Annotated in this window: 13 protein-coding genes; 8 read left to right on the top strand and 5 right to left on the bottom strand. The window is 54.3% G+C overall.

The genetic code is table 11. The features are described 5' to 3' along the window. Nucleotides 1–201 precede the first annotated feature (201 nt). From NR177_RS18070 to NR177_RS18055, 4 genes are read left to right on the top strand one after another with little or no spacing between them, the layout of a single operon-like run. The gene (locus NR177_RS18070) at nucleotides 202–1,143 is read left to right on the top strand and encodes a siderophore ABC transporter substrate-binding protein (RefSeq protein WP_256853356.1); all 942 of its coding nucleotides are present in this window, start codon (nucleotides 202–204) and stop codon (nucleotides 1,141–1,143) included. Continuing rightward, nucleotides 1,144–2,103 carry an ABC transporter permease gene (locus NR177_RS18065; protein ID WP_063880626.1) on the top strand — a complete coding sequence of 320 codons (960 nt, stop codon included), beginning with the start codon at nucleotides 1,144–1,146 and terminating at the stop codon, nucleotides 2,101–2,103. Next, a complete protein-coding gene (locus tag NR177_RS18060) occupies nucleotides 2,093–3,085 on the top strand; it encodes an iron chelate uptake ABC transporter family permease subunit (RefSeq protein ID WP_172897325.1) in 993 nt (330 codons plus the stop codon). The genes NR177_RS18065 and NR177_RS18060 overlap by 11 nt, the downstream gene beginning before the upstream one ends. Continuing rightward, nucleotides 3,082–3,840: an ABC transporter ATP-binding protein gene (locus tag NR177_RS18055; protein WP_096012781.1), complete on the top strand. Its 759-nt coding sequence runs from the start codon at nucleotides 3,082–3,084 to the stop codon at nucleotides 3,838–3,840. The genes NR177_RS18060 and NR177_RS18055 overlap by 4 nt, the downstream gene beginning before the upstream one ends. A 132-nt stretch (nucleotides 3,841–3,972) precedes the next feature. Here NR177_RS18055 and NR177_RS18050 read toward each other — a convergent pair whose 3' ends face one another. Then, nucleotides 3,973–4,689, bottom strand: coding sequence for an IclR family transcriptional regulator (locus tag NR177_RS18050; protein ID WP_145394908.1), 717 nt, complete (start codon nucleotides 4,687–4,689; stop codon nucleotides 3,973–3,975). A gap of 171 nt (nucleotides 4,690–4,860) precedes the next feature. On the opposite strand from NR177_RS18050, the gene NR177_RS18045 reads away from it, so the two are divergent. The 4 genes from NR177_RS18045 to NR177_RS18030 are packed head-to-tail and all read left to right on the top strand — an operon-like array spanning nucleotide 4,861 to nucleotide 8,811. Continuing rightward, nucleotides 4,861–5,553 carry a methyltransferase gene (locus NR177_RS18045; protein ID WP_063880630.1) on the top strand — a complete coding sequence of 231 codons (693 nt, stop codon included), beginning with the start codon at nucleotides 4,861–4,863 and terminating at the stop codon, nucleotides 5,551–5,553. Beyond that, nucleotides 5,553–6,491, top strand: a complete 939-nt coding sequence (locus NR177_RS18040) for a hydroxyacid dehydrogenase (RefSeq protein ID WP_256853355.1) — start codon at nucleotides 5,553–5,555, stop codon at nucleotides 6,489–6,491. The genes NR177_RS18045 and NR177_RS18040 overlap by 1 nt, the downstream gene beginning before the upstream one ends. Beyond that, entirely contained in the window at nucleotides 6,488–7,420 is a 933-nt protein-coding gene (locus tag NR177_RS18035; protein ID WP_256853354.1) for an SMP-30/gluconolactonase/LRE family protein, read from the top strand. Before NR177_RS18040 ends, NR177_RS18035 begins: the two co-directional genes overlap by 4 nt. A 38-nt stretch (nucleotides 7,421–7,458) precedes the next feature. Further along, on the top strand, nucleotides 7,459–8,811 hold the full coding sequence (locus NR177_RS18030) for an MFS transporter (RefSeq protein ID WP_172897321.1): 1,353 nt from the start codon (nucleotides 7,459–7,461) through the stop codon (nucleotides 8,809–8,811). A 160-nt stretch (nucleotides 8,812–8,971) separates the two neighbouring features. On the opposite strand, the gene NR177_RS18025 is transcribed toward NR177_RS18030, so the two are convergent. From NR177_RS18025 to licT, 4 genes are all read right to left on the bottom strand, one after another. Further along, nucleotides 8,972–10,312, bottom strand: a complete 1,341-nt coding sequence (locus NR177_RS18025) for an MFS transporter (RefSeq protein ID WP_256853353.1) — start codon at nucleotides 10,310–10,312, stop codon at nucleotides 8,972–8,974. 394 nt (nucleotides 10,313–10,706) lie between these two features. Beyond that, nucleotides 10,707–12,101 (bottom strand): glycoside hydrolase family 1 protein, encoded by a 1,395-nt coding sequence (locus NR177_RS18020; protein WP_256853352.1) that lies wholly within the window; start codon nucleotides 12,099–12,101, stop codon nucleotides 10,707–10,709. A 12-nt stretch (nucleotides 12,102–12,113) separates the two neighbouring features. Further along, on the bottom strand, nucleotides 12,114–13,976 hold the full coding sequence (bglF, locus tag NR177_RS18015; RefSeq protein ID WP_256853351.1) for a PTS beta-glucoside transporter subunit IIABC: 1,863 nt from the start codon (nucleotides 13,974–13,976) through the stop codon (nucleotides 12,114–12,116). A 132-nt stretch (nucleotides 13,977–14,108) separates the two neighbouring features. Then, the gene (gene licT / locus NR177_RS18010; RefSeq protein WP_218995997.1) at nucleotides 14,109–14,942 is read right to left on the bottom strand and encodes a BglG family transcription antiterminator LicT; all 834 of its coding nucleotides are present in this window, start codon (nucleotides 14,940–14,942) and stop codon (nucleotides 14,109–14,111) included. Nucleotides 14,943–15,070: the final 128 nt, after the last annotated feature.

The following is a 15,070-nucleotide window of genomic DNA, read 5'->3' as shown; positions in this document are numbered from 1 at the left end:
TATGGCGATATAAAACCTGAACGTTAACAGATGCCAGCATCACGTTTTATTTATTGCGACCTGAGAGGAAGCGGTGCTGGCACGTTGAGCGTCATACAGGCAAGGCGTGCCGGTTATCTGACCTGACGCACAGATTAACGATTATTTATAACCGACTACGAATGCTTTCCCATGGATAAAAGCAACGCGCAAGGAGAACTTATGCGTTTCCCTCTTCTGACGATTTTATTTACCCTGGCCTGCATACTGACCGTTTTCCCTCCGGCTTCGGTCCAGGCGGCACAAACGGTCAGCGTCACGCATCTACAGGGAACCACCGCGCTGCCGCTGCATCCCCAACGCGTGGTGATCCTGAATCCGGCCACGCTGGATATTGCCGATGCGTTAGGCATTAACCCTGCGGGCGTCGCGCAATCCGGTCTCACCTATCCGGCGCATCTGGCTAAATACAACAGCCATGACTATTTCAATGCCGGCACGCTGTTTGAGCCAAACTATGAAGCCTTAAGCGCTGCCGGGCCGGATGTGATCGTTGCGGGTGGCAGAGCCCTTGCGGCCTACAACAAACTCAGCGATATCGCCCCAACCGTTTCGCTGGATCTTGACCCGAATAATGTCATGGCGAGTCTGACACAGCGTACTACGCAACTGGGGGAGATCTTTGGTAAACAGGCCCAGGCAAAGGCCGTTTTAACCGCCTTTAATGCACAAATTGCAGACCTTCGCACCGCCGCCGCTCAGTCGGGCAGCGCCATGATGTTAATGGTAAACGGAGGCAAACTCAGCGCCTACACGCCGCACTCCCGCTTTGGTTTTATTTTTGATGTGCTGCAGTTCAAACCTGCACTCGCTATGCCAAACGCCAGCAAACATGGCAATGCCATTTCACCCGAGCTGATCATGCAGGCCAACCCCGACTGGCTGTTCGTTCTGGATCGTGACAGCGCCATCGGCAGCAAAGAAGGCCTGTCGGCCCGCCAGGTACTGGATAATCCGCTGGTGCGCCGCACCACCGCCTGGAAAAAGCAGCAAATTATCTATCTGGATTCCGCCTCGCTGTATATTGCCGGTGGAATCCAGAGCTACAGCCTCATGATGAAGCAGATCAGGCAGCACCTGATCGCGGCCGGGAACCAGCCCTGAATGAAATACGGGGCTTATCTTGTCAGCCTGGGCCTGCTGGCTGCGCTGGTTATTCTGAGCTTAGTGACGGGCGTAACCCGCGTGTCATTAATCGACCTGTGGCAAGATGCAGAGATGCGGGACATTCTGTTTATCAGCCGCTTTCCGCGTACCGTCGCGCTGGTGCTGGCCGGTAGTGCGATGAGTGTCGCGGGCCAGATCATGCAGATGCTGACGCAAAACCGCTTTGTTGAGCCTTCTGTCGTGGGCACCACGCAATCCGCAAGCCTGGGGCTTTTGCTGGTGATGGTCTGGTATCCCGCCGCGCCCGTCATCGTCAAAATGTGCATCGCGTCCCTGTTTGCCCTGGCTGGCACGGTGCTGTTTATGCTGCTCATTCAACACATCCGTCAGAAAAGCGCTTTTATCGTGCCGCTTACAGGCATCATGCTGGGGGCCGTTTTCAGTTCCGTGACGACATTTTTGGGGATGCAGTTTGATATCCTGCAATCCCTGGGCAGTTGGGAATCCGGTGACTTTTCCAGCGTGATGCAGGGACGTTATGAGCTGCTCTGGATTGTCGGGCTGATTACCCTGCTGGCGGCCTTCATTGCCGATCGGTTCACGGTGGCCGGCCTGGGCCATGACTTTTCTGTTAACGTCGGGCTTAACTACCGCAAGATTCAGTTAACGGGCATGGCCATGATCGCCATCGCCAGCGGCGTGGTTATCGTTGTGGTCGGTGTTTTACCTTTCCTGGGATTGATCGTCCCAAATATTGTCAGCATGATTTTTGGCGATAATTTGCGACGAACCGTGCCTTGGGTCGCCATGACAGGCGCCATGTTGGTATTGAGCTGCGATATCCTGGGACGGCTGATTATTTATCCCTTTGAAATTCCGGTCAGCGCCTTACTCGGCGTGCTGGGCGCAGCCGTTTTTCTGGTGCTGATTATCAGGGGAAAGCGCTATGCCAACTGATCTGTTGCAACCGTCCCACGCCCCGAGAGCGGCACGATCGCCCGTGAAGCGGTTGTGGATATTGGCGCTGCTTGCGGTCGTATTATCCCTGGTCTTTATGACCCTTAATCTGCAGGGAAATATCAGCTACATACTGAAACACCGAGGGCAGATTTTATTAACCATCGTACTGGTCGCCTTTGCATCCGGAATCAGCACGCTGCTTTTCCAGACCATTACGCAAAACCGCATTCTGTCGCCGTCGGTGATGGGGCTTGAGTCACTCTTTGTCTTTCTCCAAACCCTGTTGGTGTTTTTTATTCAGCTTTCGCAACTGAGTCAGATGGGCAGCGTGGTGCAGTTTCTTGGCGAAACGGCGCTGTTAATGATCTTTGCCACGCTGCTCTATCGCTGGTTATTCAACCGCAGTGGGCTGGATCTTCACCGGGTATTGTTAACTGGCCTGGTGTTCGGCACGCTGTTTCGCAGCCTTTCCGGTCTGATGCAGCGTTTACTGTCACCCGGCGAATTTGCCGTGCTGCAAAGCCGGATGTTTGCCACCTTTACCCATGCTGATGCTGAGGTACTGGCCATTTCAGCCATGATGATTGTTGCGATCACCGTTATCGTCTGGCGGCTTCGGCATCGCCTTGACGTCATTGCGCTAGGGCGCAATAGCGCGACGGCACTGGGTGTGCCCTATCAACATTATGTGACCGGCCTGCTGCTGCTGATTTCGCTGCTGGTGGCGATTTCAACCGCGCTGGTCGGGCCGATGACGTTTCTGGGACTGTTGGTGGTTAACCTTGCCTGGCCGGTGGTGGGCTCCTGGCGTCATGGTTATTTGCTACCGGGGGCGATTCTTATTGGCATCATTATGCTGACGGGCGGACAGTTGCTCCTGGAGCAGTTGTTCAACATGGCGGGAACGCTGTCCGTCATTATTGAATTTTTTGGCGGTGGGCTCTTTATTTATCTGGTTCTGAAAAAGGTGGCGACGTGATTGAAGTTGCAAATGTTAATAAAGCGTACGGGCCCTTATCTGTCCTTAAAAACATTAATGAAACCCTGCCCTCATCCGGTATCACCTCAATCATCGGGCCTAATGGGGCCGGCAAATCCACATTACTGTCAGTCATTAGCCGCCTGATGATGCCCGACAGTGGCGAGGTCAGGATCGACTCGCTGGTCGTCAATGAAACGCACAGCGAGAAGCTGGCGAAAATCATGTCAGTCCTGCGGCAGGATAATCATTTTACCAGCCGACTCACGGTTTACGATCTGGTGAGTTTTGGCCGCTATCCCTATTCAAAAGGGCGCATAACGGAAAACGATAAGCATCATATTCATCAGGCATTATATTTTCTGGATTTACTGCCACTGGCCGAGCGGTATCTTGATGAACTGTCCGGGGGACAGCGGCAGCGCGCCTTTGTCGCCATGGTGCTGTGTCAAAATACCAAATATGTTCTGCTGGATGAGCCGCTAAATAATCTTGATATGAAACACAGCGTGACCATGATGAAGCAGCTACGGCGCGCCGCTGACGAGCTGGGAAAATCCATTATCCTGGTCATCCATGATATTAACTTCGCCTCGACCTATTCAGACCATATTATCGCCATGAAAAAGGGTGAGGTTTTTTTCAGAGGCACCCCGGCTGAAATGATGAAACCCGATCTGATCGAACGCCTTTTTGAAATACCTGTCGCGGTTGAAACCGTGGCGGGGCAACATATTGCGGTTTACTACCGTTAATCCTGTGCACTGAGCATAACCGCCGACGGTTTTCCCCTGCCCTGTCACGTTCATGCCGGGCAACCGTCCGCCTGTCAGCCGGGTCTGCGTTAATGTGGGCCTACAGAATGCGTGTTTTTTGCCGTACGCTTTTCACGCGTTACGTGCATAAACGAAATCACAGAAAGGTTTTCTCGCGCCCAGTTGGGCCGACAGTCTGGCCGCACTGTCCCGCATCAGGTCGCCCAGCCCTGCCGCTTTACGATCCAGGGTTAATCGTGACGATGGCCCCGTCAGCGCAAGGGCCGCCGTCAATTTATCCCCTTCGCCAAACACCGGGATGGCAAAGGCGGCAGTATGCGGATCGCGCGCGCCTGAGGTATAGAGCGGTAAATCGGGCGCGTCAGTAAACAAGCTTTCGCCCATTCCCCAGTGACGCAGCACCTGGCTAATCGCCGAGTTATCCAGCGGATAAAGCGAGCCAGGCAGTCGCGTATGGCGCAAACCGTCCGACGACTCCGCACGGAAGACACAAAGACGCTGGCCGTTATCAATCACATACCAGCTTGCGCTTTCGTTTGTTGCCGAGGCCAGCGCCTGCAGTTCGGGCTGAACCACGCTGGCCAGATGAAACGACTGTTCATACAGCTTGCCCAGATACAGCAACCTTGGCCCCAGGGTATAAATGCCATTCTCCCTTCTGACCACATAACTCATGCGTTCCAGCGAATTCATCAGGCGATAAACGGTGGTTTTATGGTAACCCGAAAGCTGTGACAACGCCGTGAGTGACAGACTTTCTTCGCCTGGCTTAAAACAGTCCAGCAAGGCCAGTGCCTTCTCTACAGCATTAACGCCTTCATTTCCCATTTTGCTTCTCCTGATTTTTGCTGGAACCGAGTGTACCCGAAACTGTGAGTCACATCTTGTTTACATCACAAACAAGCTCGCAACACTGGCGTCATCGTCAGTATCACCGATATAGTGGTTTCATTATGTACAACCTGGTTTTACTGTGTAAAACAACGTATGAGGTACGCTATGTCCACCAATGAAAAACCCATGATTAACCGTGAAGTTACGCGAGTCAGCGCTGATTATGTCAGACGCGCGGCTGAATTTCAGGCCGCGATTATTGCTGATGTGGCAGGCAGAAGGGGCACACTTCATGGCCGCATCAAGCCCTTGGGTGCACATATGAAAGTGGCGGGTCCGGCAGTGACCGTCGAGGTTCGTCCCGGTGATAACCTGGCGATCCATGCTGCGCTGGCGGTTGCCAAACCTGGTGACGTCATCGTGGTTGATGGTAAAGGTGATATCAGCTGCGCGCTATTGGGCGAGATTATGGCAACCCAGGCCGAAGCGTCCGGCATTGCTGGCATCATCATCGATGGCGCAGTCAGGGATGCCGATGCACTCAGCACGCATACCTACCCTGTTTTTTCCGCAGGCCTTAACCCTTGTGGCCCAACCAAGTCGATTCCCGGGCGCGTGAATTATCCCGTTTCCGTTGCCGGCGCCACGATTAACGCGGGCGATCTGGTGGTCGGGGATATCGATGGCGTGGTGGTCGTGCCGCGCGACGACGTTGAAATAGTATTAGCACTCGCGGCGAAAAAGCTGGATATGGAAACCCGTCGTATTGCCGCGATCAAAGCGGGGGACAAAAGACCGGGCTGGCTGAACGGTGCACTGCGTGCAGCTGGCATGTTAGCGGAAGGGGAGGAACTCTGATGCGCAAACAGGACACCGTCATCGTAACTGGCGAAGATCTTGCCCCCGCCGCGCTCGCGATGCTGGACAATTATGAGGTGGTTTTTGCGGGCAGTAAGCCGTCTGAAGACGACTTATTCACGCTGTGCCAGCAGTATAATCCCGTTGGGATCGTGGTGCGCTATGGAAAAATCAACGCACGCATTATGGATGCCGCGCCTGCGCTGCGCGTGATCGCCAAGCATGGCAGCGGCATTGACGTCATTGATCAAGACGCGGCGGCCGAACGCAACATCAGCGTCCAGTCCGCGCCAGGCGCCAATGCGGCGGCGGTGGCTGAACATACCTGGGCACTGATTCTGGCCTGCACAAAATCCCTGCTCCCGCTGGATCGCCGGATGCGTGAGGGACACTGGGATAAATCCACCCACAAGTCACTTGAACTGGAAGGTCGGACGCTCGGGCTGGTCGGGCTGGGCGCGATTGGCGGCCGGGTGGCGGATATTGGTCGCGTGTTTGGCATGCAGGTTATTGCTTACGATCCCTGGGCGAAAACCTTGCCCGCAGGCTGTGAGCAGGTGGATGATTTAGCCACGCTGTATGCACGCGCAGATATTGTGTCGCTGCACTGTCCCCTTACCGCGCAAAACAGCAAGATGATTAATGAACAGGCGCTGGCCCAGTTCAAACCCGGCGCCGTTCTGGTCAACACTGCACGTGGCGGACTGATTGATGATGATGCCCTGATTCGGGCCCTTAAGAGCGGCAGACTCCGTGGGGCCGCCCTGGACAGTTTCACCGTTGAACCTCTTACTGCGCCGCACATCTGGCAGTCTGTCGAAAACGTCATCATTACCCCGCACATCGGCGGCGTAAGCGATAACTCTTATGTGAAAATGGGCACCGCCTCCGTGACCAATCTGCTCAAGGTCTTAGCGCAAAAGGAAGCCACCGTATGATGTGCCTGACAACAGCGGAAGTCAGGCAGACAACGATTTTCACCCGGCTGCCTGACCGTTTCCGCGTACCCGACAGCAACAATGCCTGGGCTGCCGCCAATCGCGGCGGCCAGCTTACCGATTCGTTTCTGGAAGGGCCGGTCTGGCATCCTTCGGGCTGTCTTTACCTGACCGACATCCCCTTTGGCCGGATATTCCGGGTCGATATGGCAGGCAACTGGGAGATCGTCGTGCAGTACGACGGCGAACCCAACGGCATGAAACTCACCGACCCGGATACGCTTCTGATTACGGATTATCGTCACGGGTTAATGAAGCTTTGTCTTAAAACGCAAACCATCACCCCCTGGCTGTCGCGCCGCAATAGCGAGAGTTTTCGTGGCGTTAACGATCTAACGCCCGACAGTCGCGGAAATCTTTACTTCACCGATCAAGGGCAAACCGGGCTGCACGATCCCACCGGACGGGTTTACCGACTCAGCCAGGACGGCCGACTGGATATCCTGCTGGATAACTGCCCCAGCCCAAACGGGCTGGTTCTGTCGCCAGATGAAAAGGTGCTGTATGTCGCCATGACGCGCGGCAACGCAATCTGGCGCGTGCCGCTTCAGCGAGAGGGTTCGATCAGCAAGGTCGGTCAATATTTTACCTCGCACGGACCCAGCGGTCCCGACGGGTTAGCGATGAACGCGCGCGGCGAGCTGCTGATTGCCAATCCGGGCCTGGGCCGCGTCTGGCTGCTCAACGATCTGGCTGAGCCTGCAGAAATCCTCACCAGCCCCGCCGGACGCTCCACCACTAATCTCTGTTTTGGTGGAGAAAATTTACAGCAGCTGTTTATTACCGAATCCGTCAGCGGCAGCATTCTTACCTGTTCAATGAAAACACCAGGCCACCCACTGCCCTTCCTTTCCACTGCTTTTCTCTGAGAACAACTCTGCGTTTACTGAACGCAGCGGAGGCAACCATGAATCTGCATTCTGCAAGCGCCGGCTCACCTGTTGAGCCGCAAGCCGTGTCCGCATCTCGTGAAGAAATGAATCAAACAGATTTTGAACAAAGCGAGTTAGCGGCGGGTAAAGCGTTCCGCCGTATCCTGCCCTTTATCTTCCTCTGTTATGTCGTGAGTTATCTGGATCGCACCAATGTCAGCTTCGCCGCACTGGGCATGAACGCCGATCTGGGCATCACGGCTGAACAGTTTGGGTTTGGAGCCGGGATGTTTTTCATCGGCTATTTCCTGTTTGAAGTGCCCAGTAACCTGATCATGCAAAAAGTGGGGGCCCGTATCTGGATCGCCCGCATTATGATTTCGTGGGGCATAATCTCCATGGCGACTGCCTTCGTCACTGGCCCAGCCAGTTTTGCCTTTGCCCGTTTCTGTCTGGGCGTGGCCGAAGCAGGATTCACACCCGGTATTTACCTGTTCTTCACCTACTGGTTTCCCGGAAGCTGGCGCGCAAAAATTACGGCGGCGTTTTTGGTCGGGATTCCCGTGGCAAACATCATCGGCGCGCCCCTATCCGGCATGCTGATGCAAATCACCGGACACGAACATATTCGTAACTGGCAGTGGCTGTTGCTGCTGGAAGGTTTTCCAGCCGTTATCCTGGGCATAATATGCTTGTTCTTTTTGCATGACCGCCCAGCAAAAGCAAACTGGCTAAGCGATACGGAAAAAACGTTGCTGAGCAGGAGACTGGCAGACGAGCAACAGCAGATAGAAAAGGCGCACGGTTCCAGCCTGCGTGATGCACTGCGTAATCCGCTGCTCTACCTGCTGGCTTTCATTAACTTTTGCGGCATTGTGGGTTCTATCGGTGTCGGCCTGTGGATGCCGCAGATCATCAAGCAGATTGGCGTTAGCCATACCGCGACCGGCTTCCTGACCGCATTACCTTACGTCTGCGGCGCGTTAAGCATGCTGTTCTGGGCGCAGCGGGCAAATGCATCCGACCACCGCATTCGCTGGATCAGCGCTGCGCTGGTGATCGCCGCCATCGCGCTGGCCTGCAGCGCCGTGGTGGATGAACCCGTGGTGAAGATGCTTGCACTGTGCTTTACCGTGAGCGGCATTCTGGCTTTTCAGGCATCGTTCTGGGCATTGCCTTCAGGCTTTCTCACAGGAAGCGCCGCCGCAGGGGGTTTAGCGATGATTGTCTCTGTCGGAAATCTGGGCGGCTTTGTCGGGCCTTCTCTTATTGGCTATGTACGCCAGACAAGCGGAGGATTTATGTGGGCGCTGCTGGCGGTGTCCGCTGTGTTAATGACAGGTGCCGCCACCGTGGCGTTAATCAACGATCCTTACCGCAAAACGTAGCGCAATCGGCAACTTATTTTTTTATAAGAAAAACAAGGCGCTCCGGGCGCGGCGCCTCTTTCCTTTCCTGCGCCCTCCTCTCGCCCTTTATCTGCCCTGTAAACGTGTCTGGCATAAAAAAAGCGCCCTCAGGCGCTTTACCGATGTTGAGACGAACCCACTATTTGCTTGCGGTCGACAGGCTTTGATCCACCTCGATTTTCGCCGCGCTTTTGCGGCCCATGATCAGCACCGCAATGCCTCCCGCACTGCAGAGTACCGCCAGTGGAACCATCGCCAATGCATGACTGCCGGTTTGCTCATTGATAATGCCGTAGACGTTAACCATCAGGCCACCACCAATCAGATTCGCCATTGCGCCGATAGCGGCTAAGCCTGCCGCCGCGGTGGTGGAAGACATCCAGCCCGACGCCAGCGCCCAGAATGGCCCTTTCATGGAGTAAGCACCAATCAGCACCAGCGACAGAATGACCACGCTTCCCGCCAGCGACTGCGTGAGGAAAGCTGACAGCAGACCGCCCGCGATCAGGAAAAGCGTTAACGCAGTATGCCAGCGGCGTTCACCCGTGCGGTCAGAGCTGCGTCCCCAGATAATCATCAGCACCGACGCCAGGCCATAAGGAATGGCGTTAACCAGACCGGTGGTGAAATTGTCCAGCCCAAACGACTTGAGCAACTGTGGCGACCAGACGCTCAATGTGGAACCGGCAGCCGAAGCGCCCGCATAAATCAGTGCCATTACCCAGATGTGTTTGTGGCGCAGAAGCTGCCACAACGAAATATGACCAATCACTTTGCGTTTTGCATTTTCTGCCGCAAGCGTGGTGCTGAGCCAGTTACGCTGCTCTTCGGTTAACCAGGTCGCGTTTTCAGGGCGATTGCTTAACAGGAAAAAGGCGGCGACACCTAAAAGCACGGCGGGAACGCCTTCTAAAATAAACAGCCAGTGCCAGCCGCGTAATCCGAACCATCCATCCAGTGACAATATTGCGCCCGAGATCGGTGAACCAATAAAGTTTGCCGCCGGGATCGCAACCATAAAGGTGGCAATGACGCGGGCGCGATATTTACCCGGAATCCAGTAGGTTAAATAAAGGATAACGCCGGGAAAGAACCCTGCTTCGGCAGCCCCCAGCAGAAAGCGCAGGAAATAGAGCATTTCGGCACTTGAAACAAACGCGGTGCAGACGGACACGATGCCCCACGTCACCATGATGCGTGATATCCAAATCTTTGCGCCAATCTTTTGCATCGCTAAGTTGCTGGGCACTTCGAACAGGAAATACCCGACAAAAAACAGGCTACTTGCCAGACCAAAGACCGCCTTGGACAAGCCAAGATCCTCGTTCATTTGCAATGCTGCCATCCCGATGTTGCCCCGATCGATAATCGCGATCAGATAACAGACGATCAGGAACGGCAGAATCCGTCGTATAACGCGCTTTACGGTCTGCTGTTCTATCTCGGAGGTTAAAGCGCCATTCGGCATCTTTTCAGACATGGTGTTCCTCGCAGAATTATCATGGTTTTACGCCGGGACACAATCATTGTTTTACCCTGTAAAACTACGGTGTACAAAGTACAATCATTATCTGGGTAAACCTTTCCCTGTGCAGGCAAATGTTATGAGGTTGTGTGATTTGTCACAAAAAGGTAGCTGCACGAGTTGTGATATGTGACGCTGCAGGAGTTTTCAGGCGGTGATCTTGTAGCTACTTGGGGATAAGCCGCAGAGAAAAAGCAGGCAGATCCCTCCCGCAAATGGGGTTTGGTTCCGTGCGGAATAATACGACAGAGAGAATGGCCTACTGGTTAACGCTCGCCACCAGCGGCGCGAAGGATGGCAGGCAAGTTGAGGCGACACGAAGGATGAGCCTCAACCAGCCTGAAGGTCGTTATGCTTTCAGCGAGGCACCTTTAGAGGCAATCACGTTCTGATACCAATAAAAGCTCTTTTTACGACTGCGTGCCAATGTCCCGGCCCCGGAATCATCGCGATCAACATAGATAAAACCATAACGTTTAGACAGTTCTGCCTTAGACGCGCTCACCAAATCGATCGGCCCCCAACTGGTATAACCCATCACATTCACGCCATCTTCAATCGCCTCACGGACCTGCAGCAGATGGTCATTGAGGTAATTGATGCGGTAATCATCCTGAACCATACCGTTCGCATCCGGCGTATCTTTGGCACCCAGACCATTTTCCACAATAAACAGCGGTTTCTGGTAGCGATCCCATAAGGTATTCAACAAGGTGCGCAAGCCGACCGGATCGATTTGCCAGCCCCACTCTGAACTCTTCAGATGAGGATTGGGCACCATGCTCAGAATATTGCCCCGCGCCTGTTTGTTCAGTTCTTCATCGGTGGTCACGCAACCGGTCATGTAGTAACTGAAGGAGATGAAATCCACGGTCGACATCAGCGCATCGCGGTCTGCGTCGGTGATATCCAGCTCAATCGCGTTTTCACGAAAATAGCGCAACATGTAGCCGGGATACGCGCCCCGGCACTGCACGTCTCCAAAGAACTGCCAGGTGCGGTTTTCCTGCAGCGCCTTGAGAACATCTTCGGGCTTGCTGGAGAGCGGATACACCAGCCCACCCAGCAGCATATTGCCAATTTTGCCGTCTGTGATGACCTCGTGGCAGGCTTTAACGGCTAACGCGCTTGCCACTAACTGATGGTGAATGGCCTGATAAACCTGCGCTTTGCTGCTGGTTTCCGGCAGTCCCACGCCTGTCATCGGCGCATGCAGCGACATATTGATTTCGTTGAACGTCAGCCATAGCTTCACCTTGTGTTGATAGCGGGTAAAAACGGTGCGGGCATAACGTTCGAAAAAGCCGATGACCTGACGATTGCCCCAGCCGCCGTATTGTTTAACCAGCCCCCACGGCATCTCGTAATGAGACAGCGTCACCAGAGGCGTAATGTTGTGTGCTGCCAGTTCATCAAACAACTTATCGTAAAAAGCCAGGCCCGCCTCGTTAGGTTGCGCCTCGTCGCCATGGGGAAAAATGCGCGTCCAGGCGATGGAAACGCGTAAACAGCTAAACCCCATTTCGGCAAACAGCGCGATGTCCTGGGGATAGCGGTGATAAAAATCGATTGCGATATCTTTGATGCCGCTGTCCCCCGCCACGCGTTCGACAACCGGGCCAAAAACCCCTTGTGGTTGTACATCAGAGGTGGACAAGCCTTTACCATCCTTGAGATACGCGCCTTCTACCTGGTTAGCGGCAAGCGCGCCGCCCCACAAAAATGTCTCTGGAAATGTTTTCATCTTACTCTCCTGTTAGTGGTCACTGACGCGCAGCAACGGCATTCCCGCCTCCACAGCGGAAGAGGACAAAACGGTCACCGTGTCGAAGCTGTCGCTGTTACTGATAATGATGGGCGTTGCCAGATCAAATCCGGCAGCAAGCATGGCCTGACGATCAAACGTCAGCAGAATGTCCCCAGGTTGCACCTTGTCGCCGACGTTTACGTGGGCGGTGAAAGGTTTCCCTTCGAGTTTGACGGTGTCGATGCCGACATGAATAAGCACTTCAATACCGCTATCGCTCAGCAGGCCAATGGCGTGTTTCGTCTGGAAAAGCGAGGCGACTTCGCCCGCAAAGGGCGCAATAACCTGATTATCGGCTGGAATAATGGCGACGCCTTTACCCATCACGCCGCTGGCGAACGTGGCATCAGGCACCTGATCGAGAGCTAACACCGTCCCCGTCATCGGTGCCAGCACCTCGTTCTTCTCGACAGAAAACGCGGTCGGAAGATCGGGCGTCAGCGTTTTGGGCATGCCAGCCACAACGGTCAGCACACCGCTCAGAACGAATGCCACCAGCGCACCGACGATGCCGCCCCACAGCGTCATATCGACGCCACCAGGCGGGATCATCTGCGCGATGGTAAAAATATTGGCAAAGCCAAATGAATAAACGTGCGCATGACTGAATCCCACGATGGCTCCGCCAATCGCGCCAGCAATACAGCCGAAGATAAACGGACGCCGCAAGGGCAGATTCACGCCATACACCGCAGGCTCGGTAATGCCGAAGATGCCGGCCATGATCGACGATCCCGCCAGCATTTTCTGACGAGCGTCTCGGGTGCGTAAAAAAATCCCCAGCGTGGCGCCCACCTGGCCCATCACGGCGGGCAGTAACATCGGAAGCATTGAGTCATAACCGAGCACCGCCAGATTGTTGATCATTAACGGAACCAGGCCCCAGTGCAGACCAAAAATCACGCAAACCTGCCATAGCGCGCCCATTGCCGCGCCAGCCAGCCACGGTGCCAGTTCGTAGATCCATTGATAGCCATTCGCGAGCAACTGGCTGAGCCACGTCGCCACAGGGCCAATAACCAGAAAGGTCAGCGGCACGGTCACCACAATACAGATCAGCGGCGCGAAGAAGTTTTTCATCGATGAGGGTAACAGCCTGTTGCCCTGCTTTTCCAGCCAGCAGCTGACCCATGCGGCAAGAATAATGGGAATCACAGAGGAGCTATAGTTGAACCAGGTAATCGGGATGCCAAGAAATGATTCGCTTATCGCCCCGGCTTGCTGACTGGCGTGAAAAGCCTCAAGCATCATCGGATGCGTCAGCGCGCCACCAATGACCAGGGTAATAAAAGGATTACCGCCAAACTTCTTACCGGCCGTATAACCCAGCACTAACGGGAAAAAGAAGAACAACGCATCGCTGGCGGCAAACCAGATTTTGTAGGTGCCGCTGTCGGTGGTCAGCCATCCGCACACCACCGCAAGAGCCAGCAGCCCTTTCAAAATACCGGAGGCGGCAAGAATGCCGATAAACGGCGTGAAAATAGCGGAGATCACATCAATCAGGCGGCCAAAAAAATGCCCCTTTTCAGCCTTATCATCGCTGTGGTCGTGCGTCTCGTCAGTGAGTCCCGCTTCATCACATACCGCCAGCCAGACCTCGTGAACGTGGTTGCCGATCACCACCTGAAACTGTCCACCGCTCTCTACCACCATGATGATATCGGGATGCTGCCTGAGTCCTTCAACATCCGCCTGATGATGGTCTTTGAGCCGGAAGCGAAGACGCGTGGCGCAATGCACCAGACTGATGATGTTCTCTTTGCCGCCGACGTGGCTGAGAATATCCCTGGCCAACGGTTGATATTTCATGTTGATGTCCTCAGAGCGATGCCGCTGGCATCTGTTAAAAATAAAAAAACCTGAGAACGGCCCCCTTGTGTGTCATGGGCCGCGCTCAGGTTTTGCCTGCGCAATGCAGTTACAATCCTGTGTTAATAAGGCTTAATGCGCCTCTTTTCTTACCCGTTCGATATGAATGGCAAGAAACATAATCTCTTCCGTTGTCAGTTCGCGCTGATAGCTTTGCTGTAGATACTGTGAAACTTTCTCCGCGCATTTCCAGGCTTTCGCATAGTTGTCTTTGACTGCCGAATGCAGTGAAACATCATCATCCGGCACCACGGTGCGCGTTAACATGCGTTGAGCAAAAAATTTCAGGTGCGTCACAAAACGCTGATAACTCAGCGACTCTTCCTGGTAATCCAGCTTCAGTTGATATTTCACCAGTTGCAGGATTTCCTGCATAACATGCGTCACGTGCATCACTTCTGGCATTTCACTGTTGAGCTGCGCGGTAACCAGATGCAGCGCGATAAAACCGGCTTCGTCCTCGTCCAGCTCGGTATGAAGACGGCTGGCGATGATTTGCCTGGCCTCCTGCCCTAACGCAAACTCCCTGGGATAAAGCCGTTTGATGTCCCACAGCAGAACGTTCTTAATCGCCAGCCCTTTCTTCTGTCGCTCAATCGCAAAGTAGCAGTGATCGGTCAGAGTGATGTACAAACTGTCCTGCAATTTCCCCAGCTGTTGTGTTGCCCGTTCGATAATGCGATCGCAGGTCGTCATCACCTCCAGCGGAATCTGGTTGAGTAACTCCCCGAGGCGATGAACCAGCTCATCGTTCTGCAGCGCAAACACCTTTTCTACACGCTGCTTGTCCAGCGCTTCACCCACACGTTTCTGAAACGCCAGCCCCCGGCCCATAACAACCTGCTCACGCCCGTGCTCATCCAGAACAACCACCACATTGTTATTAAGTATTTTGGCGATTTTCATCAGAACCCCAGAAACAAAAAAACCCGACTTCCGGCACAGGCCAGGAAATCAGGTTTTGCCTGCCGCAGCAGTAACAATCCAAAAAAGGCATCTTATCAGTTTCATTTTGCGCCTCAATACACCGCCAC

The organism is Pantoea sp. Fr+CA_20 (assembly GCF_024520835.1).
Taxonomy (GTDB): domain Bacteria; phylum Pseudomonadota; class Gammaproteobacteria; order Enterobacterales; family Enterobacteriaceae; genus Pantoea; species Pantoea allii.
This window is presented reverse-complemented; position numbering and strand designations above follow the sequence as displayed.